The 21,146-nt window shown below is 67.9% G+C and carries 22 protein-coding genes; 3 read left to right on the top strand and 19 right to left on the bottom strand.

Annotation, left to right across the window (positions count from 1 at the left end):
* Positions 1 to 69: 69 nt before the first annotated feature.
* The 14 genes from SB816_RS04380 to SB816_RS04315 form a co-directional block, all read right to left on the bottom strand.
* Positions 70 to 666: a tail assembly protein gene (locus tag SB816_RS04380; protein WP_410546539.1), complete on the bottom strand. Its 597-nt coding sequence runs from the start codon at positions 664 to 666 to the stop codon at positions 70 to 72.
* Positions 663 to 896 (bottom strand): hypothetical protein, encoded by a 234-nt coding sequence (locus SB816_RS04375; protein ID WP_054500542.1) that lies wholly within the window; start codon positions 894 to 896, stop codon positions 663 to 665. Before SB816_RS04375 ends, SB816_RS04380 begins: the two co-directional genes overlap by 4 nt.
* Positions 877 to 1,242, bottom strand: a complete 366-nt coding sequence (locus tag SB816_RS04370; RefSeq protein ID WP_064525010.1) for a hypothetical protein — start codon at positions 1,240 to 1,242, stop codon at positions 877 to 879. The genes SB816_RS04375 and SB816_RS04370 overlap by 20 nt, the downstream gene beginning before the upstream one ends.
* A 4-nt stretch (positions 1,243 to 1,246) precedes the next feature.
* A complete protein-coding gene (locus SB816_RS04365; protein WP_231132936.1) occupies positions 1,247 to 4,879 on the bottom strand; it encodes a host specificity protein J in 3,633 nt (1,210 codons plus the stop codon).
* Positions 4,876 to 5,481, bottom strand: a complete 606-nt coding sequence (locus SB816_RS04360) for a tail assembly protein (protein ID WP_175144878.1) — start codon at positions 5,479 to 5,481, stop codon at positions 4,876 to 4,878. Before SB816_RS04360 ends, SB816_RS04365 begins: the two co-directional genes overlap by 4 nt.
* On the bottom strand, positions 5,478 to 6,257 hold the full coding sequence (locus SB816_RS04355; RefSeq protein ID WP_064525016.1) for a C40 family peptidase: 780 nt from the start codon (positions 6,255 to 6,257) through the stop codon (positions 5,478 to 5,480). The genes SB816_RS04360 and SB816_RS04355 overlap by 4 nt, the downstream gene beginning before the upstream one ends.
* A gap of 2 nt (positions 6,258 to 6,259) precedes the next feature.
* Entirely contained in the window at positions 6,260 to 6,988 is a 729-nt protein-coding gene (locus tag SB816_RS04350; RefSeq protein WP_054500539.1) for a phage minor tail protein L, read from the bottom strand.
* Positions 6,989 to 6,990: 2 nt separating this feature from the next.
* Entirely contained in the window at positions 6,991 to 9,633 is a 2,643-nt protein-coding gene (locus tag SB816_RS04345; RefSeq protein WP_144655628.1) for a pyocin knob domain-containing S74 family peptidase, read from the bottom strand.
* A 4-nt stretch (positions 9,634 to 9,637) separates the two neighbouring features.
* Positions 9,638 to 9,976 (bottom strand): phage tail protein, encoded by a 339-nt coding sequence (locus tag SB816_RS04340; protein WP_054501195.1) that lies wholly within the window; start codon positions 9,974 to 9,976, stop codon positions 9,638 to 9,640.
* A gap of 2 nt (positions 9,977 to 9,978) precedes the next feature.
* A complete protein-coding gene (locus tag SB816_RS04335; RefSeq protein WP_410546538.1) occupies positions 9,979 to 11,262 on the bottom strand; it encodes a phage tail tape measure protein in 1,284 nt (427 codons plus the stop codon).
* Positions 11,263 to 11,319: 57 nt separating this feature from the next.
* Complete coding sequence (locus SB816_RS04330) at positions 11,320 to 11,610, bottom strand: DUF4035 domain-containing protein (RefSeq protein WP_064525023.1); 291 nt, start codon at positions 11,608 to 11,610, stop codon at positions 11,320 to 11,322.
* The gene (locus SB816_RS04325) at positions 11,610 to 12,083 is read right to left on the bottom strand and encodes a phage tail assembly chaperone (protein ID WP_054500535.1); all 474 of its coding nucleotides are present in this window, start codon (positions 12,081 to 12,083) and stop codon (positions 11,610 to 11,612) included. The genes SB816_RS04330 and SB816_RS04325 overlap by 1 nt, the downstream gene beginning before the upstream one ends.
* 5 nt (positions 12,084 to 12,088) lie before the next feature.
* Entirely contained in the window at positions 12,089 to 12,556 is a 468-nt protein-coding gene (locus SB816_RS04320; protein ID WP_049076510.1) for a phage tail tube protein, read from the bottom strand.
* A gap of 152 nt (positions 12,557 to 12,708) precedes the next feature.
* Positions 12,709 to 13,299, bottom strand: a complete 591-nt coding sequence (locus tag SB816_RS04315) for a hypothetical protein (RefSeq protein WP_231132937.1) — start codon at positions 13,297 to 13,299, stop codon at positions 12,709 to 12,711.
* A gap of 273 nt (positions 13,300 to 13,572) precedes the next feature.
* On the opposite strand from SB816_RS04315, the gene SB816_RS04310 reads away from it, so the two are divergent.
* Positions 13,573 to 14,274 (top strand): XRE family transcriptional regulator, encoded by a 702-nt coding sequence (locus tag SB816_RS04310; protein WP_064525095.1) that lies wholly within the window; start codon positions 13,573 to 13,575, stop codon positions 14,272 to 14,274.
* Positions 14,275 to 14,358: 84 nt separating this feature from the next.
* Here SB816_RS04310 and SB816_RS04305 read toward each other — a convergent pair whose 3' ends face one another.
* From SB816_RS04305 to SB816_RS04295, 3 genes are all read right to left on the bottom strand, one after another.
* Positions 14,359 to 15,723, bottom strand: coding sequence for a DUF1254 domain-containing protein (locus SB816_RS04305; protein WP_231132938.1), 1,365 nt, complete (start codon positions 15,721 to 15,723; stop codon positions 14,359 to 14,361).
* A gap of 241 nt (positions 15,724 to 15,964) precedes the next feature.
* Positions 15,965 to 16,513 (bottom strand): ureidoglycolate lyase, encoded by a 549-nt coding sequence (locus tag SB816_RS04300; RefSeq protein WP_054500532.1) that lies wholly within the window; start codon positions 16,511 to 16,513, stop codon positions 15,965 to 15,967.
* Positions 16,510 to 16,749 carry an Arm DNA-binding domain-containing protein gene (locus SB816_RS04295; protein ID WP_054500531.1) on the bottom strand — a complete coding sequence of 80 codons (240 nt, stop codon included), beginning with the start codon at positions 16,747 to 16,749 and terminating at the stop codon, positions 16,510 to 16,512. Before SB816_RS04295 ends, SB816_RS04300 begins: the two co-directional genes overlap by 4 nt.
* Before the next feature lie 303 nt (positions 16,750 to 17,052).
* On the opposite strand from SB816_RS04295, the gene SB816_RS04290 reads away from it, so the two are divergent.
* The gene (locus tag SB816_RS04290) at positions 17,053 to 17,433 is read left to right on the top strand and encodes a cupin domain-containing protein (protein WP_116791656.1); all 381 of its coding nucleotides are present in this window, start codon (positions 17,053 to 17,055) and stop codon (positions 17,431 to 17,433) included.
* Positions 17,434 to 17,479: 46 nt separating this feature from the next.
* Here the strand turns inward: SB816_RS04290 and SB816_RS04285 are convergent, their stop codons facing one another.
* Both SB816_RS04285 and SB816_RS04280 read right to left on the bottom strand, forming a co-directional pair.
* The gene (locus SB816_RS04285) at positions 17,480 to 18,670 is read right to left on the bottom strand and encodes an MFS transporter (protein WP_054500529.1); all 1,191 of its coding nucleotides are present in this window, start codon (positions 18,668 to 18,670) and stop codon (positions 17,480 to 17,482) included.
* Positions 18,671 to 18,824: 154 nt separating this feature from the next.
* A complete protein-coding gene (locus SB816_RS04280; RefSeq protein WP_410546537.1) occupies positions 18,825 to 20,231 on the bottom strand; it encodes a sensor histidine kinase in 1,407 nt (468 codons plus the stop codon).
* Between the two features lie 66 nt (positions 20,232 to 20,297).
* Here SB816_RS04280 and SB816_RS04275 point away from each other — a divergent pair, with 66 nt between their 5' ends.
* Positions 20,298 to 20,936 carry a response regulator gene (locus tag SB816_RS04275; protein WP_054501193.1) on the top strand — a complete coding sequence of 213 codons (639 nt, stop codon included), beginning with the start codon at positions 20,298 to 20,300 and terminating at the stop codon, positions 20,934 to 20,936.
* Positions 20,937 to 21,146 lie beyond the last annotated feature (210 nt).

Raw genomic sequence — 21,146 nt, 5'->3', positions numbered from 1 at the left:
TCTAGGTCGAGAAGACCGCCAAGGGCTGGCGGGCCGGACGGGCAACCGTCCGGTATCCGCGAATCGCCGTCACACCTGGTCTTCGGAGTAGATGCCCGCCGAGATGGTGGCGCTGCCCACGAACATCTCGCCATACAGCACCGGCACGGGATTGCCCTGCGCCGTGGTGTTGACCGGGCCGTTGAAGTTGTACGACGCGCCGTTATTGGGCCCGTCCTTGACGCTCAGGGCGCGCTGCTGCGGCGTGAGCAACTGCACCACGCCGCCCAGCGTCATGGCCAGGCCCATGGTCATCAGCGAAGTGCTGGCGCCCGCCCACAACGCGACGTTGATACCGGGGATGAAGGACGCGACGATCATCGCCACGCCCACCACCACCTGCATCAGGCCGCCACGCTTGGCGCCGGTGGGCATGGGCGCGATGCGGATGTCTTCACGGCCCGCAGGCCGCGCCAGTTCGCTTTCCTCCAGGTTGCGGCGGCCGAGGAAGCAGGCGTAGCGCACGCCCCGGGATTCGCTGTCGAGCAGGCGGGCCTCGAAGCCGGGCAGCAATACGCACAGTGCGCGTACCGCTTCGGCGGTGCTGGAGAGGGCCAGCCGGTGCAGCCGGCCGAACTCCGCGCCCAGCCGGCCGTAGAGGCGGACGGTTGTGAGGGGTTGGGTCATGCCTGGCTCTCCGGCAGTCCTTGCGGCGCGGCCGCGGCGTCGGCCGGCTTCGGGTAGCGCTGCTTGACGTTATGACATTGCGCCACCCAGCTCGTCACCTCGTCGGGCAGCGCCTGGCCCGACGCCAGCAGGTGCGCGGCGAACTTCATGATCGCGTCGAGCTGGTCGCCGATGGCGGGATAGGCACGGGCGCGCAGCGGCGCGTAGGGTTCATAGTGGCGGATTTTCAACGGTGAACTCCTTGTTCAGATAGGGCCAGGCTTCGACGGTGACGTGAAATGTGCCGACATGCTCGAAAGACAACTCGGCGACTGTATCAGTGCAGGCGTACGCCGACTTACCGACATGGATGGTGCACGGCACCGGCAGCGCCGACAGCGTGTGTTGCGACAGAATGGCGGGGGACGCCGGCCTTTCGACGATGGCGCCTTCCCGTACGTAGTAGCGCTCGGAATCCGACGCGCCTTCCACGAAGGGGACCCCCGTGACCTCGGATGTCGCCTCGACACTGGCACGAGGCCCGCGCATGACGCCGGTTATCTGGCCGGTCGAATCGTAAAATGATGCAGTAAACATACTCTTACCTCTTCACCATGAGAGCGATGAAACGAATGTCGGCGTTGTTGCTCACCGAGTTCGACGAGACCACGGTAATTTCCGTGTTGCCTGCGCGAGCCTGGCCAATAGCGATAGCGGTTACCGGCAGGCTGTAGTACTCAATCGGTTGCCAGCCCTCACCGCTCCCGCTCTGCCAGGATGTCTGCATGCCAGCGGCTTCCTCCTTCATTTCGCCATTGACGTAGATGCGAAGATTCGACGTAGTCGCTGGATACCCTCCTCGGTATGCAATCACCACCACCGGCCCTTCCACGTTGCTGTTGATGATTGCCGTACCGCCCTTCTTGCCGGACCACGATACGGGAATCGTCACCGCATTCCCGGCGATCGACAGCGTATCCACCTGCGCATCGTGAATATTGGCGCGCTTGATATACGCCTGGCCCACGTTGGCAAGTTGCGCGGCAATCGTATTGACATCGATACGCTGCGCACTCATCACCCCGGCATTGATCTTCTCCGCGCTCAAGCTCCGGATCATCGCATTCGTGATCTTCGCCGAACCGATCAAGGCGTCGTTGATGAACGTCTGCCCGTTCTCGATCACGAACGGCGTGGTCGTCGCGCCGTTGGCCACGTTCAGCAGCGCCAGCCGGTCGGCCTGGAAGTACACCGAGGTCTGCATCTGGCCATCCGGCTGGGAGTAGGCGCCCAGCGACATGCCCGCTGCGTAGATCTTGTTGTCCTTCGTGACCTGGGCCTTGATGCTCCAGGTGGCCTTGAGCTGGCCGTCGACGTCCACCAGCGCATTGCGCGTTTCCTGCACGCCGGCGGCCGCGCCGTTGGCGGTCGCCATCACCGTGTCGACGCGCGAGGACAACGCCCCATCGGCATCGGCCCGCTTGGTCTCCTCCGCCGTGATCGCGGCGCGGGTCTCATCCAGGCCGGTGGTCAGGCCATCGATGGTGCCGGTCAGCTCCTGGGCCAGTTCGTCGCGGCTGATCTTGCCGTTCAGGTATTCCAGGATCTCGCTGGCTTCCCAACTGGACTCGCCCATCACGCCCTGGTCGCCCGGATACCAGGCGCCGATCTCGCCGTTCAGGGCAACGATTCGGCCCCAGAAGTAGAAGCGCTTGCCGGCCGCCAGCCCCATCAGGGTATGGGCGCTTTGCGGGAAGGCGAAGTCGCCCAGCTTGACGGCGCTGGCGCGGTCGTCGGACGCGCTGTACCAGATCTCGGTGCGCTGGGCGGTGAAACGCCCTTCCGGAAAGGCCCAGCGCAGGTCGATGCCGAATACCAGCGGTTTGGCGGCCAGCAGCGCCAACGCCGGCGGCGGCGCGATGTCGCCTTCCAGCATTGTCTCGGTGGAGTTGACCCACACCGACGAGATGTCCGACACGTTGATCGCCCGCACCCGCGCCACGTAGGCGCCGGCGCGGATATCCGGCAATTCCAGCGTCAGCGCGCCGGTGCGGCCCGCTTCGACCCAGTCGGAATTGTCGCGCCGCCACTGCACCTGGTACGCCACGGCCGACGGCGCCGCGTCCCAGCTAATGACGCCGACGTGCCGCGCCAGGCCCTGGTCGATCACCGAGCGCGACGCCAGGCGGATGTTCACAGGGGCCGGTTGCACCGACGGCGGCACGACGGTGATCGGCTTGGGATCGAGTCGCGTGCCGAAATCGACGTTGTCGAACTTGCCAGGTTCGTGCTGCACGGCGGCGATCTCGGCCACCAGGCCTTCCTTGCGCTTGACGCTCAACACGCGGAACGTCTGCGCCGACAGGGCCTCGGACTCCAGCGTCCACACGCACTCGGCCTGCGGCGCCTGCGAGAACGGCGTGGTGACCGTGATGTGCAGCACCGTGCCGGGCAGGCCGACCAGGTCGGCGGTCAGCTCGGTCGAGTCCACCGTGAAGACGGTGTTGTCCACGGTCAGGCCGGTGCCCACCGCGGTCGCCACCACGCGGGTCTCCGACAGGCCGTTGGGCAGGTTGACGGTCAGGCGGTCGCCCGGCCGCACGCCGAGTTCGGCGTCAACCGTGACCTGCGTCGCCGAGCCTTCGCGGATGCGGCCGCCGATGCGGCGGCCCGCCAGATGCTGGTCGGCCACGCGAATGACGCTGCCCGGCCGCACACGGCAGGCGTCCAGGCCCACCGAGAACGTGACCGAGCGCGTCTCCAGGTTGGAGGTCAGCAGCATCCACTTGCCGATCCGGTGCGCCTGGCCGCGCGAGGTGCAGCCGAACCCGGTCACTTCCACCTGCTGAATGCCGTAACGCGCAATGCCCTCGCGGTTCTCGACATACTCGACCTTCTGGCGGCCCATCTCGGACATGTCGTTCCAGGACACCAGCGCCACCGTATAGCGCGTGGTCAGCGCCGAGCCGACGTAGTTGAAGCGCCCATCGACCACGTTGGCCGACGAGAAGGTGTAGACCGGATCGCCCGGCATGTCGGCCGAGGCGAACACGGCGGCGTTGGCCCAATAGGCCATGCCGCGAAAGATCGAGGCGAAGTCCTGCACTACCCGGTAGGCATCGGCCGCTTGTTGCAGGTAGACGTTGCAGGTAAAGCGCGGCTCCTTGCCGCCGAAGCCGTCATCGACCATCTCGTCGCAGTAGCGGCCTATCTGGTACAGGCCCCACTTGTCGAGCCAGCCCGCCGGCACGCGCGTGCCCAGGCCGTAGCGGTCGTTGCTGATGAGGTCGTAGAACACCCACGCCGGATTGTTGGTCCAGGCCAGCTTGAAGGTGCCGTCCCACACGCCGTCATAGCGGCGCAGGTCCGGGTGATAGTTGGACGGCACCCGGATGATGCGGCCGCGCACGTGATACGCGCGGGTGGGAATGCTCTGGAACTGCGACGCGTCGATCTTGATGCCCACCAGCGCCGACATCGGATAGCGCAGCTTGGCGTCGACGATCTCGGTGACCGTGTCCACCACGGTGCGGTCCGAGATGGTGTTGCTGTTGGCGTTGGGCGTCACGCGGCGCACGCGCACGGTCCAGCCCTGGCGCGCGCGCGGCAGCTCGATGCGATGCGAGCGCGTATAGCGCTGAGTGGTCTTGCCGTCGAACGCGGTCGACAGCACCGTCTGGTAGCCGGCGCCGTCGGTGTTCAGCTCGATCACGTATTCGACGCGGTAGCCGTTGATGTCGCCGTTCTTGGTATCCGCGCGGCTCAGGCCTTCGACCGCCAGCGTGACGCGCACGGCCGAGGCCTGCAGGTTGGTGAACAGACGCGTCCACGGCTGGCTCGACTTGAGCTCGGCGTTGATGCCGATGGTGTTTTCCGACGCGGGAAAGCCGGGCAGCGGCTCCTGCAACTGCGTGCCGGTGCGAAAGTCGATCGACGCGCCGGTGAAGTTCAGCGAGCCGTCCTCGTTGGCCACGGGCGTGCCGTTCAGGTAGACATCGCGCAGCGCGTTGTCCATGCCGTGCACGGGGCCGTAGATCTCGCCTTCGCCCAGCAGGTCGATGACGCGCGCGTAGGCGGTGCTGTGCAGGCTGTCGGGCGATTCCACCGGCGTGCGGCCGCCGCCGCCGCCCTTGCCCTTGTGGCCGACAAGGCCCCGGCCCTCGGCCAGCGGCTTGCCGCCAAAAGAAAAGGCGCCCGCGGGCGCCCTGTTCCTGATGCGATGTCGTTGTTTCATACCTGGTCTTCCGAATAGATGCCTGCGGAGATCGTGGCGCTGCCGACGAACATTTCCCCGTACAACAGCGGCACGGGATTGCCCTGTGCCGTCGTGTTAACGGGTCCGTTGAAGTTGTAGGAGGCGCCGTTCTCCGGCCGATCCCTGGCGCTGAGCAGCCGCTGCTGCGGCGACAGCAGTTGCGCGACGCCGCCCAGCATCATCGACAGGCCCAGCGTGGCCGTGGCCTGAATCATGCCCCCCGCCGTGAACGCCGCCGTCAGGCCGCCGCTGTAGAACGCCGCCGCGGCGATCAACGCCGCCCCCAGCACCGTCTGGAACAGGCCGCCGTTCTTGGCGCCCGCCAGCACCGGCGCGATGCGGATGGCATCCGCGCCCACTGGATGCCCCAATTCGTCTTCCGACAGATTGCGGCGGCCGGCAAAGCAGGCAAAGCGCACGCCCCGTTGCTCGCTGTTCGCGAGCGCGCGTTCGAAGCCCGGCAACAGCGCGCACAGCGCCCGCACCGCCTCGGCCGGACTGGCCACGGCCAGACGGTGCTCGCGGCCGAAGCGCGCGCCCAGCCAGCCGTAGAGTCGCACCACTCGTGTCCTGTCGTTCATGTCTTTTCTCCATGGCGCAGCACCACCCGGGTGGCTTCACGCCAGAATCCACCGTACACGACTCGCTCGGAGTCGCGCCCATACAGGTGATGCAGCATCGCGTCGGGCAGCGGAAACAGGTCCGGCGCTTCGCTCAACGGCTGCGCGCCGAGGAAGACGCCGGCATGGTTGGCGCGGTCCGAACGCACCTGCATCACCACCACGTCGCCCGGCGCCAGCGCTTCATGCGGCTGCAGCGGGCGAAAGCCCGCCTCGGCGTAGTGATCCATGTACAGATCGCCGGCGCGGCCAGGTTCCCACCAGCCATCCTCGCGCGGGAAGTCCGGCAGGGTGATGCCGCGTTCGCGCGCATACCAGTCGCGCACCAGCGAATAGCAATCGAGCACGCCGTGGGCGAACTGGCGCCCCAGCAGCGGCGCCTGGAAGCCCTCCGGCGTGAAGCCGCGGATCTCACCGGCCTTGACCTTGCCGTCCAGATCCTTGGCCACGGCAACGATGTACCAGGGCAGGCCGGAGGCCTCGCAGGCCACCCGGTCGGCTTCGCTGGGCAGCGCCGCCGCATCCGGGTGCGAGTGCACCACGGCCGTGATCCGGCCGCTTTCCTCGGCCGCCGCGTAGTCCTGCGCCGACATGACGAAGTGCTCTTCACTGGCGGCGGTATTGCGGCACGGCACATACCATTCGCGTCGGCCCGCCTTGACCACCAGCCCGCAGCATTCCTGCGGATACGTCGCCACGCCATGGGCGCGGATGGCCTGCATCGTGCGTTTGAGCATGGCTATCCCCTGACCAGGTCGGCGGACGGAAAGCCGCCGAAGTTGATGACTTCGTATTCGCCGAAGCGCTTCTTGCAGTCGGACATCAGGCCCGAACAGCGGTCCAGCGTCGGATCGCTGACCGGCTTGCCATCCAGGTCGAACATGCGGCTGCCGGTGTAACCGCAGTAGGGACCGCGATAACCGCCCTTGCGCAGCCACGAGCACACGCCGGCGATGATCGGCCGGTCGGGAAGCTTCTGGCCGTTGAAATCCAGCGCGCTGGACAGCGAGAATTCGACCACCTCGGCGGTTTCGGCGGTCTTTTGCTGCACCAGCCAGACTTCCTGCGGCAACTCTTCCTGCGGATCGGCGGTGGGATTGCCCTGCGGGAAATTGACCGCATCCAGATACTTCCCGAGCGTGCGACGCACCACCACGCGCGCGCCCACCAGGTCGTCCAGGTGGACGCAAAGCGCCGAGATCACGCCCACCACCGGCTTACCCTTGTCGTCCTGCCCAATGTTGCCCACGGACAGCGTCGGCGAGGGCTGCTGGCCCTCTCCCACCAGTTCGAACCCTTCGGCGCGGATGGCCCACGGATCGTACTGCTGCCCCTGCCACCAGATGGGTCCCACTTGCGTGTAGCCATGGAAACGCAGGACCTGGCCGCCGATGGCCGTCGCATCCAGCTCGAACAGCTCGACCAATGCGCCGACTTCCAGCTTTTGAACGTCTGAATAAATACCCATTGCTATTCCTCTTCAGCCTGCCGTGGCGGTTGTCCGGACTCGCCGTCCCCGCCACGCAGGCGCTCGACCTGCCTGGTCAGTTCCTCGATACGTCGGTGCATTTCCTGCATGGCGCAGACCATGCGCGCGACCAGCTTGGAGCTGTCGACGCCTTGCAGCTTCATGCGTGGCGCGGCGCCGTGGACATCGGTCATGACCGCGTCCTTTTCGCCCGACACGGCCAGCGGCGCCACTTCCTGCAGTTCATGCGCGATGAAGCCATCCTGCGCGCTGTCGTCCATCACCATCCGGAACGTGCGTGGCCGCATGCGCAGCACGGACCGCAAGGCCCATGCGCCGTCCATATCCTCGATGTCGTACTTCACGCGGTAGTCCGACGTGGTGTTGTACGAGGTTGCCGACGGCGAGGTCTGGATGGTGCCCACCAGCCCGCCTGCGGCGTTGGTGAACACGATGGGCGACGTGTTGTCCGCCTGCGGGCTATACAGCGTGCCGAAGCGGCTGCCGCCGCCTTCGAAGTTGATGGCCTGCCGCACCAGGTAATTGCGGCTGTATTCCGCGCCCAGGACCCAGGTGGCGGCGGTGTTGATGCGTCCGCAGTCATAGCCGATGACTTCGAATATCAGCGGCTGGTAGGCGCCCGTCCCGGTTCTGCCGCTGGTGATGTACGAGCCCGACGGAAAGCATTGCAAGGACAGCACGCTGGCGTTGGCGCCGCTGTCCTGCCACACGTTCACGCGGCTGCCCGCGGCGGCGGTGCCGGGTGCGACATTCAGGTTGCCCGTGCCCGACAGGCTCTGGAAAACCCCGCCCGCATTGGGACCAAAGCCCATCGCGCCGCGGACTTTCCAGGCGGCGGAATCAAACACCAGGTCCTGCGCCACGCTCGGATCGTATTTCGCGTAGGCCGTTCCATTCCAGCGGTGCCAGCCCGCGCCGTCGACGTAGATGTCGCCACAATCCGCGGTCGGCATCTGCAGCGCATTGCTCCAGCTACCCACGGCGCGCCACGGTTGCCAGCCGCCGTTGGTGGTGTTGCCGTGGCGCACATAGCGGCGCGGTTTCTGGCCGGTGAAGAGCACCGACACTTCCTGGCAAACGATCCCCGCCGACAACCAATAGACATTCATGTAGCCCGCATTGACGGCGGCGCTGGGCGGCCAGTTCGATCCGGCCGACATGGGCGTCGCCGCGCCCCAGGTGTAGAACGTGTTGTCCGAGACCAGCGTGTTGGCGTCCGTCGCGGCGGTCAGGTAGACATGCGTCATCGCCTGATCGGCGCGGGCCTGTTCGAACCACGGCCCCCAGGTGGCGACGCCCGCGCTCTGGAAACGGTTGCGGATGAACTTGCGCGGATTGGCCAGCGTATAGGTGGTGTACTCCTGGTACACCGCGTTGTTGCTGCCGGTACCGAATTTCACCGACAGCAGGCCGGCCAGCGGCGCGGGATAGTTCGCCCCGGCCGCCGCGGCCGCATTGGTGTTCTGGCTGTAGTCGCCCGGCGTAGCATAGGTATCCAAGTCATCCGCAGCGCCCAACGGCCGCGCGTTGACGCCCGGGATCTGCGCCTGCGGCACCTTGCCGGCAGCGTCCAGTGTGGCAATGCCGCCCGGCGCCGCCAGTTGCCCTGAATCGACGCTGGCCACCCAGGGCGACCAGGTTCCGGTGATCAGCGAACGGTTATATACCTTGTTGCCATTGCCGGCGTAATACACCTGGCACACCCCGGAGGTAACGCTGGCGCCGCCCTGGGGCGAGGCAGACATGACCAGCAGGTAGCCCGACTGTCCGACCGGGAAATTGCTGCCCCCGGCCGCGATCGCCGACGAGGCGACGGCCCACAGGCCCCGTTGCGTATAGCTGTTCAGATCCTGCGCGGCCGCCATCGATCCGGCATAGGACACCACGGTCGAGACGTCGGTCAGTTCCTTCCAGGCGGACCAGGTGGTCGCCGACACCCGCACGCGCCAGAAGCGCTGCATGGCGGCCGCGACATTGGTGCGGGTGGTGTAGACCTGCGCCACCGGCGTGCCGGTGGCCGTGACTTCAAGAAAGCCGACGTTGGCCACCGGATAATTGGCGCCCGCCGTGGCCCCGGCGATGGCGGACTGATAGAACGAACCCGGCGTGGCGTAGTCATTCAGATCGTGCGCGGTCGTCGGCAGGACGGCCGCAAACGCGCTCGGGATCTGCGCCACGGGCACCTTGCCATTCGCATCCAGCGTGGCCAGACCATTGGCGGCCCCTTTCTGCGACAGCGCCGGCAGCTCCTGCCAGGCGGCCCAGATGCCACCATAGAACGAACGCCAGAAACGACGCGAATAGGCGCCCGACCGGTACTGGGTGTATTCCTGGTATACGAACAGCCCGTCCGCGGAAGCCGCCACTTCCAGCAGGCCGGCGTTCGCGATCGGATAGTTGCTGCCCGTCAACGCGTTGGCGTTGGCGCCCTGGTGATAGCGTCCGGGGTTGGTCAGCGTGTTCAGGTCCACTGTCGCGCCAAGCGTCGACGCATTCCACAGGCCAGCCAGTCCGGACTGCACGTCGGCGAAGTTCGCGTTCACCTTCTGCATGGCCACGCGCAGCGGATCGCCCGCCTGGTCGTTGTCGGTCTTGCCGACATTGATCGCTTGTAGGGTTGCCATGGTGTCAGGGCCTGAAGACTTGTTGGAAGGTCACGGCCAGCGAGTACATCTCGCCGCCCATCGCGGTCAGGTCGTAATCCGTCGCGGTGTAGTAGCCCGGCTCGCCCAGCGGCGGTTGCCACTGGAAGGCCCGATACCCCTGGTGCCGGTCCAGGAACGCCACGATCGGCCCGACCTGCGCTCCCGAGCCGGAGAACTGCAGCGGCCACGAGGCCACTTTGTTGTTGATGCCGTCGGCCGCGGTCTGGCGGTAGCCATCGCCGAACTGCGCGCTCAGCACGCGAAACTTGGTCCGCCCTTGCGGATTGACGCGCGGCGACCAGGTGAAGGTTTCGATTGCCATGATCATGCCCCCGCTAAACGGTTGTTGTTGGCTTGCCAGGCCAGGCCGCCCTGGCGATACGATTGCGTCATGCGGCGGTCCACAAGCTGGGTGACGTATTCGCCGATCTGCTGGCCGAACTGCTGCCACCCGCCCTCGCCCGATTCGCTCGAGGAACTGACGTTGCCGTCCTGCACGTAGACATTGACGGATACCCCGCCGGCGGTCTGGCCCGTGTCACCGCCCACATTCGGGAAGGCGGCGCGGATGCCGAGCGAGCCGTCGGCGCCGCGATGCAGCGGCATGATGGCCTCGGGGCCGGCTTCGCCCATGACGCCCATGGGGAAGGCGACGGGGCTGGCGGTCATGCCGTTGGTGAAGGCGCCGCCTTTGGCGAACTGGACGGGAAACGCCTGGGCCACCGATGGCACGATGGCGCTGGCGGTACTTGCGCCACCCGAACCGAACAACCCAGCAATGAAGCCGCCCGCCTGGCCAATCCAGCCCCCCAGGCCGCCCGAACCCGACATGAATTCCTTGCCCAGCAACGTCTCCATGAGCTGGGCTGAGGCGGCCGACGTCACCATCTTGGCCACGTTGTCCAGGAACGACAGCCCCATCTTGTCGAATTTCTCGGAGACGAAGTCGTACATCTTGGTGCCCAGGATGTCCTGGATCTTGCCCGCACCGTTGCGCGCCGATTCGAGCAGCTTGTCGTTCACCTTCGCCATGAAGTCGCCGTCTTTCTCGACGAGCCCGAGATTGCGCCGTTCCTTGTCGTACTTGTCCTGGCTGAGCGTGCCATCTCGCAGCGCATCGTCGAGCGCCCATTGCTTCTGAGTCCTCTCGCGTCTGGATTCCGCATCGGGATCCGCGAGATTCTCGATATAGGCGCGCATCTTCGTCTGATCGCGCAGCCTGTCGAGATCCCACGCGGCGGTCGTCAGGCTGTACTTGTCGCTGGGACTCTCACCCGCGAACCGGCCGGCCTCGGTTTCGTACTCCATCTTCGCGGTTTCGGATGAACGGCCCAGCATCGCGCCGGCCTTCTTCATTTCCGCCAGCGCCTGCTCGACCGCCTCGGACCGGATCGCCTGGGCATGCTTGTTCAGCGCGTCCGTCGACTTTTTCTTGCCGTCGGTGCCCTTGTCGGTGGTGTCGTTGCTTTTCTGGCACACGGTCGCGGCCCGCGCAACGGCGCTCTCCCATGCCCGCCGGGCCGCCGCATTGCGATTGAGCTCGAGGGTGTTCTGTCTGAGCGCCCTGTTTTCCGCCTCGATATTCGCGGCGTTATTGTTGTTTGCCATGGTCCTATACCTCACATAGATCCGCCTCCGGCCCGCTTGCGCGGGCCGGACACGTCGTCAAGACCCCTTCTTGACCTTCGACATCAGGAACGCCTTCAACGCGTCCGCCCCCGCTTCGGCGGGAGGTTCCTCGTCTTGCGCGCCCCAGCGCACCAGCATGTCGGCGGCGCGCACCTTGCCCCCCGCCGCGCGCGCCACCGTGGCGGCCAGGCTGGCCGTGAGCACGTCGGCCCGGTCGTCGCCCAACGGAGACGTGCGGTCCCACTCGCGCCACAGCGACACTTCATGGGTGTCGATGGTGTCCATCAACTCGCCCAGCGTGCGTCCCAGTCGAAGTGCCAGGACCATCAGGAAACGGAGGTCTGGCGTTTCCTGGAGGGCTTTTTTGCGCGCTCCTGCGCCCCCTCCCCGAGGTTGCCCAGCTCGATCGCCTTGGCCACCAGCGTGGCGTGCGCCAGCCCGTAGGCCGCGGCCACGACGTCAACGTCTTCGTCGTCGAAGACGCGGCGCGGCCCCTGCTCGGTCTGCTCGAACAGCGTGCGCACCAGCAGGCTGGCCGAGGCGCGGGTGTAGTCCACGCCCGGCGCGTCCAGCTTGGCGCGCACCACCTCGTTGTCCTCGCCCGGCACCACGCCCGCGGCCGCCCAGATCGCGCGGATATGGAACAGGTGATCGCCGGCGCTGGGCGCGCGCACGATGACGCGGGCGTCCTGCCATTGCGGCACGGTCAGGGTTTCGTGGGCGAAGCCGGCCAGCGGATCGACCGCCAGGCCGCGCAGGCCAGCCGCGCGCGCGGAGGATTTGATCGACGTGTCCGTCATGGCGTTCAGCCCCCGTTGGCGGGCGCGTCGGTCAGCTTGACGGCGCCGGTGACACGCACGTTGAACGTGGCGGACACGACGTTGTCCAACTGGCCTTGCCACTGGTATTGCGTCACCAGGCCGAGGAACTCGAACTTGGCGCCGTCGGCGAAGGTCACGCGGAAGGCGCGGGTCTTCTTGTCGCTGCGCGCGGCCACCAGCGCCTTCTGGGCGGGGTCGCCGGCCTTCCAGTTGCCGGCCATGCTGAAGGTGCCGCTGTCGTCCAGGCCCAGGGCGTACTCCTTGGCGGTGGACTTGAGCACAGTGACGTCGATCTCGGTGGTCTGGCCGCCCTGGAAGTTCGGGTCCTTGATGGTGATGGCCAGATCGGCGTAGGTCAGGCCGGCGGCGCCCAGGTCTTCGGTGGCCGTGGTCGACACTTCCAGTTGGGTGCCCTGCGTTTGAACGAATTGCGAAACGGTAGTACCTGCCATTGCAGACTCCAAAAAAAAAGCCCGCCAGAGGCGGGCAATAGTGGCGTTTCCGGGAATCCGGAGCGGCCATGAAAAAGCCCCGCGGCGATTGCCGAGGGGCTTGGTCGATACGTTCAGATTTTCTTCGGGCGCAACTTGGCCCGACGACTCAATTATGCGGACGTGGTCCGCGCACCGCAAGCCTTTGCGCGATCGGCGTGTCGCACCTGCGGCGCCGTCACTAGCCCGCGCCGGCGCAACGCCGGCAGCAGCGCGACCTTGGCTTCCTGATAGGCGGCGTGCTGCTGCTCGGGCGTCAGGCGCGGATTGCTGAAGACGCGGGCGCCGGCCGCGCGGTTGCCGGCGTGTACGCCGATGGCCGAGCGCTGCTGCCACGGCAGCTCGTCGATACACAACTCCGTCTGCTCGCCGCGCGCGGCGGCCAGGCGGGCGTCGACGTCCTCGTCGTCATAGGCCTCGTCGGCCGTCATGCCGCGCGCGAATGCCGATACCCGGCCCACGCCCAGCTTGGGCCGGTAGCCGCGGCTCCATTGGTACCACTCCATGATCAGCGCTTCGACCTGATCCGATTCTTCCCGCGTCATGTTCTGCCCCTTCAGATTCTGGCCCTGCGCCGCTTGCGACCGGCCGGCCCGCTCCGCCGGCCGCGGCGCAAAGGAGCGCGCGATGGCGGCGCCCGCCTGCGATGCCGCCGCGACCCAGCCCTGCGGGGCCTGCAATGCCATGTTTCCTGCCTGATTCATTCGCCGCTCCTTGCCGTTGAGTTCGATGCCGGCGTCCGTCGCTGGCGGACCCTGCCGGGTTGGCGCCACCCGGGCGCCGGGGTTGCGGACCGCCGCTGCGGGGGTCCGTATGGATGAGGAAGAGAAGCCCTTCGGTAGCGATACGCTACCCACGCTTCCGTCTGATAACAGCACACATTTTGGGTGATCCATGACTGGAATTCTACAAGTGTATAATCTCGATTTCAACACTTGTTGTTGCACAATTTTCCACAACTGTTTAGCGTCGACACCATGGCTCTCGGAAAACAAATCAGGCGCTATCGCGCCGCTCTCGGTCTCACCCTGGAACAACTGGAAGCGCGCACCGGCGTGGGCGTGGGCACCATCGCCGCGCTCGAGGGGCGCGACAGCGAACGCTCGAAGTACGCGGCCCGCCTGGCGGCGGGCTTGGGGCTGTCACTCGAGCAACTGCTGGACGAGTCGGCGCAGTATCCGCCAGACATCGTGCTGGCCGATGCCGGCGGCGGCGATGCGCCGCCCGTGGATGTCGGCGCGGGCGACGATCTGCGCATCCCGCGCTTCGATACCGGCGGCGCCATGGGCGCGGGCGTGGAGCTGCGCGACCAGCCCGGCGTGATCCAGAGCCTGCGCGTCAGCCAGGAATGGCTGCACAAGAACCTGCGCCACTACACCGCGGCCGCCAACCTGTGCGTGGTGACGGGTTTCGGCGACAGCATGCGGCCCATGTACAACCCGGGCGATCCGCTGCTGGTGGACCTGGGCGTGGTCAAGGCGGACGTCGACGGCGTGTTCTTCTTTCGCGTCGGCAACGAGGGCTTCATCAAGCGCCTGCAGCGCATTCCCAGCGCCAACGGCCTGCTGATCCGCGCCAAGTCCGAGAACACCAAGTACGACGCCTGGGACATCACCGAAGACATGGACCTGCAGATTTTCGGACGCGTGTTGAAGGTGTGGCGCAGCGAGGATCTCTGACGCCGCCCGGCGGCGTCAAGCGGGCGGGCGGCGCGCGGCGGCAAGATGGAAGCGGCCTCGCACGCCACCGCCCGGGCGTGTGCGCTACAGTCCGGCGCGCCGCGGTTGCGGCGATTGCCAGCTTCCGTCCAGCAAGGCCGGTTTGGGCCAGTAGTAACGCAGCGTGATCGTGAAAGGCCCCGCCGGCGCAGACAGCCAGTTGGCCTCGCTGCCCTTGCCGGGCGACTGAGGCTGGATGTGCAGCGTCAGCCCGCCGTCGCGATCGCGCTTGAGCGCGGGCAGCATCGCCGAATCGACCCGCGTGCGCCGGGCGGTGTGAGGCGCCTGCGCGGCCCCGGCCGTGCGCTGCAGCGTCACCGACCAGAACGCGTTGACCGGCGGCAAGGCGCGCGGCGCGAACCGCAGCACATACGGCTGGGCGCCATCCAGCGGCTGGCCCGTGGCGTCGGTGGCCAGCACCGCCGTGATCGATTCTTCGCGGCTGTCCGTGCCCAGGCCGACCTGCGCGCCGGTGGCGCGCGCCAGATAGTCGTTGCCCAGCGTGCGGCGGTCGCCGAACAGCGTATCGGCCTTGCCGTCCAGCGCCAGGCGGCGCTTGTCGATCTCGTTCTGGCCATCGTGCATGCCTTCCTGCATGACCTGGCGCAGGCGCGGATTGCTGCCGTCCGTGACCGCCGGCGCGCCCGGCCGGATGCGCATGCTGTCGAGCCGCTTGCGCAGCGACTTCTCGCTGTGCGCCACCGGCGCGAACTGCAGCAGGAATCCCAGCTCGTTGTAGAACTCGAGCGAGGTACGCATCTGCGCTGGCGCTTCAGGCGCCAGCCAGTCGACCGCGGCCGCCGTGGGCGGCGCCTTCTTCAGATAGGCCGAGAGCGGCTGGATGCGGTAGCCGGCCTCGATGCGCCTGACGCTGGCCTGGTCCGCGGACGAAAAACGCTGGATGCGCCCCGAAAGGCTCACCAGCTCGGTCTCGGCGCGGAGCACCGCGGCCATCCCCTTGGGCGCGGCGCCGCTCCAGCGTGGCCCCGCCACCAGATACCTGCCGCCGCCATTGCCCGTCGCGCGGCTGCCGATGTAGGCGAAGTTGAAGCCATACAGGTCGGTCAACCGCAACGCGTGGTAGCGCCTGGCTTCCATCGGCGGCACGCTGATGACGACGGGCTCGGCGCGCAGATCCAGCACGGCCGAAAACTGCGGCGTGTCATCCGGCGACGGCTCGGCGCGCACAAGTGTGTTGAACGGCCCCCGGTAGCGGGGATTGCCCCGATCGATGCTGGCGGCATGCATGGCCTGATAGCTGGCCACCATGGGATAGCCGTAGACATAGGCTTCCTTGGCGATGCGGCGCGCCTCGGGCGCCGACACCCCGTCGATGCCAACGTACTGCGCCCCCGTCGCCGCGTCGGGCGAGGTGAAACTGCAGCCGGCCGCGGCGGTGCACAACATCATGACAAACAGGCCGCGAACAGAGCGGCTCGATCCAACGCCTGCGGGGCGTATGCGCATTCCATGCTCCAACACGGGAAGTGGTTGGCAACGCCCGGATGGCGGCAGCGTCGCGACCGAAAAAACAGTCGCGCAAATTCTGGCACATTTCGCCACGCTCGGGATAGCGTGCGCCGATGACGGCACGACTTTGCGCCCCCCGCGCAGGCGCGGGGCGCTTGGCGCGCAACGCGAATTCGGTGAATCAGTCCGGCAAACGCAGGGCTTCCAACTGCCGCGGCGGAATCGGCGTGATCGCGCTTTCGGTGGCGGAGGCGTCGGTGGTCAGGTGCTGGATCAGGTCGAGCGTGGTCGAGCGGCGGGTCAGCATCAGGCAGGTGACTTCCGCGTCGGCCACGCGCGTGGCGTGCCAACAGCCGGGACGCATGCAGACGCCCTGCCCGGGATCGACGCGGAATGCCGCCAGCGTGTCCAGGTCGGGGCTGCCGTCGGCCGCGCTGCGGGCCACCACCTGGACGATGGCGCCGGTCAACGGCACGATCGCCTGCTGCGTCAGCAGGTGCTTTTCCAGGCTGGCGACATCTGGCGAAGCGCTGCGGTAGTTCACCCACAGCACCTCCGCGTCGCCGCCGGCCCCGGTATTGAAGACGTGCTCCTGCCAGAAGTCGGTGGCGTCGTTGCTGAACAGCGGCACGCCATTGCCCTGCGGGATCGGCTTGCCAAGCATCCAGCCATAGGATGCGAAGGCTTCGGCGGTCAGATCGTAGATGGGCAATGCGGCAACGCGGGTCATGGCTCGTCCTTGGCGGAAGGGGCAGGGGTGGTGCGCTTGGGAAATTCGGCGGCGTAGTCGAAATCGCCGCGCGCGATCGCCGCCAGGATGGCGGTGCGCCGTTCGGCGGCGCGCTTGAGGTTGGCAGCGGTCGGCTTGACGCGGATGCGCTCCACGCAATGGCGGCCCTGGTAGAAGAAACCGATCTCGATGGACGATTCGGATGCCGGCCGGACGCCGTCGAATCCCTTGCTCATGCCGACACCTACGCCGGATGCGAGCCGGCGCCCCCTGGAAAGACCCGGATTATCGCAGTTTTTCGAGTATTCCAGCCGCGTCGCCGCCCTTGTCGTGCATGGCCTGGCCGGTCGGCGCACCAGACCGCGCTGCGCGGCATCGGGTAGCGCGGGCGCTCGTCGGGCTGCAGGATCAGGATGCGCGGGTCGATGGTGCCGCGATCGCTGGTGCGCTGGCGCATATGGGCCACGTCCGCCGCGCCTTCCGTGGAGGCGGCCTTCGGCGCTGTTATAACGCCTATTGCCCTCACTCTGGAGACCGCCATGCCCACCGACCTGTCGTCGCAGTACGTCTTCCTGGACGCCGCCGGCCATGCCACCGCGCTGGCGGGCGGCGACGCCTTCTGGTCGCAACCGAAGGAGGACCTGGCGCGCTACGGCCGCGGCTGGCTGGTGTCCGAATACGCCTGCGCCCGCGACTGGCCGCAATGGGAGATGCATCCGCAAGCCGACGAGATCGTGCGCCTGATGGCCGGCGCGGCCGATCTGCACCTGGAGGGCCCCGCCGGCGCGCAGGTCGTCCGGCTGCGGGCCGGCGATGCCTATGTGGTGCCGCGCGGCGCCTGGCATACGCTCAAGGTGGTGGAGTCCTGTCGCATCCTGCACATCACCATGGGCGCGGGCACGCAGCACCGGCCGGTCTGAAGCCCGCGCGGCCGCGTAGCGCCCCCGGGCGGCGTCCCGGCGCGGATCAGCCCGCCGCAACGGCGGCGCGGATGCGCGGTAGCTCGCGGTCGTCGATCGGCCAGTGCAGCGCCGCCGACAGCACGCCCAGCGCCATTGCGCCGATCCAGATCAGGTCGTACGAATGCGTCGCCTCGTACACCACCCCGCCCAGCCAGACGCCGAGGAACGAACCCACCTGGTGGCCGAAGAAGACGAAGCCGAACAGCGTGGTGATGTAGCGCACGCCGAACACCTGCGAGATCAGGCCGTTGGTCAGCGGCACCGTGCCCAGCCAGACGAAGCCCATGACCGCGGCGAACACGTACACCGACGCGGGCGACAGCGGCAGAAGGAAGAACAGCGCCATCGCGGCGGTGCGCAACAGGTAGATGCCGGCCAGCAGATACTTGCGGCGATGGTGCGCGCCCAGGATGCCGCAGACATAGGTGCCGGCGACATTGGCGAGCGCGATGATGGCCAGCGCCGCGACGGCGTCCGCCGCCCGCAGGCCCTTGTCCATCAGGTAGGCCGGCAGGTGCGTGCCGATGAAGGCGAGCTGGAAGCCGCAGGCCAGGAAGCCCAGGTTCAGCAGCCAGAAGCCGGGCTGCGTGAAGGCCTCGCGGATCGCCGCGCCCAATGGCTGCTCCGGCGCCGCCGCGGCGCCAGCAACCCGCCGCGACGTCTCTTTCAATGGCCAGGCCAGCGGCATCACCACCGCCAGCACCGCCGCGAAGATCATCAGCGCGCCGACCCAGCCCGTGCCGCCGATCAGCCACTGCGCCGCCGGCACCATGGTGAACTGCCCCAGCCCGCCGACCGCGCCGGCCACGCCCAGGGCCCAGCCGCGCCGCTCGGGCGGCACCAGGCGGCTGAGCGCGCCATAGATGACGGCGAACGCCGTGCCGGAAAGCGCGACGCCGATGCAGATGCCGGCGGTCCACATGAAGGCGGCGGGCGTAGCGGCGTGCGCCATGCCGGCCAGCCCCACCGCGTAGAACACGAGTCCACCCAGGATCACCTTGGCCGAACCGAAACGGTCGGCGATCATGCCGGTGAACGGCTGCACCACGCCCCAGGTCAGGTTCTGCACCGCCAGCGCCATGGCGAAGGTTTCGCGTGACCAGCCCCTGTCCATGGTGACCGGCAGCAGGAACAGGCCCTGCACGTGGCGCACGCCCAGCGCCAGGCCCATGACGATGCCGCCCGCCAGCACCATGAGCCACAGGTTGCGGGGCGCGGCGGCGCGAGCAGGCGGGGAGGCGACGGACGATGCGGCGACGGACATGGCGAACCTCGGGCGTGGGACGTCGATCCCGTGCGGATGGATGGATGACGCTATTACAGGGGCGCCGGGGCCGCGCTTCAACTGATTATTTTTCGCCGGCTGCATGCGCGCCGGGAATGCCAAGCGGCAGCCACAGCGAGAACACCGACCCCTTGCCGGTCACCGAGCGCAGCGAGATGTCGCCATGCAGCAGGTCCGCCAAGCGGCGCACAATGGCCAGCCCCAGGCCCAGCCCCTCGTCCCCCCGAGACGCCGCCGGCGCGCCGACGCCGCGCGTGAACTCGGTGAAAACGGCTTCCCGCAGTTCAGGCGCGATGCCCACGCCGGTATCCCAGACCTGGAGCAACACCCCGCCCCGCCGCCTGCGCGCCGACAACAGCACCCAGCCCGCAGGCGTGTACGACAAGGCGTTGCCCAGCAGATTGTCGAGGATGCGGCGCAGCAATGCCGGATCGGTCTCCAGCGTCAGCGAGGTCGGCGCCACCACCAGGCGCAGGCCCCGGGCCCGCGCCTGCGGCTCATAGTCCAGCCGGACGTCGTCGAACAGGGCGTCGAGCGCGACGACGCGGCGCTCGGTGCGAACCAGGTGCGCATCCAGGCGCGACACATCCAGCAGGCCGTCCAGCAGGCGGTTCAGCCCGTCCAGCACGCCCTGCTGGCGCCGCGCCACATGCAACGCATCCTGCCGCGTGACGCTACCCTGCTCCGCACGGCTGGCCAGGATGTCGGTGAACATGCCGAGCGCGTGCACCGGCTGGCGCAGGTCGTGCCCGGCGGCGGCCAGGAAGCGCGTCTTGGCGCGGTCGGCCGCGGCCACGCGGTCGCGTTCGTGTTCCAGGCTGCGGATCAAGGCGCTGTTCTCGAAGCGCAGCGCCACGGTGGTCCTGAGGCTGCGATAAGTGACCGCGCTGAAATACAGGTTCACCGCCAGCAGGCAGACGCCGAAGGCCGCGTACACGAGGTGCAGCCCGTCAGCCGAGACCAGGCAGGCGGCGATGAACGGCGCCACCATGCCCAGCGCCGACCCAACATAGGCGGGCGGACAGGCCGACAGCGACGGCACCGCGCCACTGCACATGCCGGCCAGCATCACGCAGCCGAACGCCAGCAGCAGGTCCTGTCCCGACATCACCGCCAGCAGCCCCGCCAGTCCCCACAGCAGGCCCGAGGTCCACGACAGCAGGCAGAAGCCGCGCACCCAGGGCCGCACGGGCCCGGCCGCGCGCCGCACGAACCGGCGGCCGACGACCACGCGCGCCAGCGTCAGCAGATACACGGCGCCGAGCCAAGCCGCCAGCACCCCGGCGGGCGCGGCGTCGCGCATGACGTACAGCACCGGCAGCGCGACGGCGAAATTGGCGAACAGGACGCCATAGGATTGCTTGTAGAGCAGCGTGGCCAACTCGGTCGCGACGGCGTCGGCGACGGGGGCCGCGTGCGTCGCGGAGGCGTCCGGCGATTGGGGCGGGGATAGCGCGGCAGGGGCGGTCATGCGCCTGGATCGGTCCCTATAATGGTGCATCATTCTGACACAAGCCGCGGCTCCCTCACCGCCTTCATGACTCCGACCTCCCCGCCTCCCCTGCTGCGCGTCCTGCTGGCCGATGACCATGGCATCGTGCGCGAGGGCCTGAAAATGGTGCTGAGCCAGGCGGGCGCGATGATCGGTTCGATCGACGAAGCGGCCACCGGCGAGCAGGTGCTGGCGCTGCTGGCCGCGCACGGCGCCGACGTGCTGGTGCTGGACCTGGGCATGCCCGGTGTGGCTGGGTCGGGCTGGGTGCGCGCGCTGCGCGTGCGCCATCCCGCCCTGCACATCATGGTGCTGACCGCCAATACCGACGCCCGCAGCCGCCAGGCGATCCTGGAGGCCGGCGCCGACGAATACCTGGCCAAGACCGGCAACTCGCGCGAACTGATGGCGGCGATCCAGCGCCTGCATGACGGCCGGGCCGGACGCCCGGCCCAGCCGCGGTCCACGCACGCGCCGGCGCCGGCCGAAACCCTGACGCGGCGCGAGCAGCAGGTGCTGGCGCTGGCTGCGCAGGGCGCCACCGCCGCGCAGATCGGCGAGGCCCTGCACATCAGCCCGCTGACCGCGCGCAAGCATCGCGAGAACCTGATGCGCAAGCTCGCGCTGCACAGCACTGCCGAGCTGGTCGCCTACGCGGTGCGCCTGGGCCTGCCCTGCGCCTGATCCGCCCGGCGCCTGCCTGAGCGCGGCCTCGCCGCGCTCGCCAAAATACGGCACGCGCCGTATTTGCTACCGAATCTTCCAAACGTAGACTGGTTTCGCAGCATCCGCTTTCTCTTTCCGACAGGGCCATGGGAGATCGCGGGGCTGCACCGCACTCCTCCACGCCACTTTCCGCGCGGACCCGCCCGGGCCGCGCAGGACAGGTGCGCG

The organism is Achromobacter sp. SIMBA_011 (assembly GCF_046535435.1).
Classification (GTDB): domain Bacteria; phylum Pseudomonadota; class Gammaproteobacteria; order Burkholderiales; family Burkholderiaceae_B; genus Achromobacter; species Achromobacter dolens.
The sequence above is the reverse complement of the archived record's forward strand: the minus strand, read 5'-3'. Positions and strand labels throughout refer to the sequence as shown.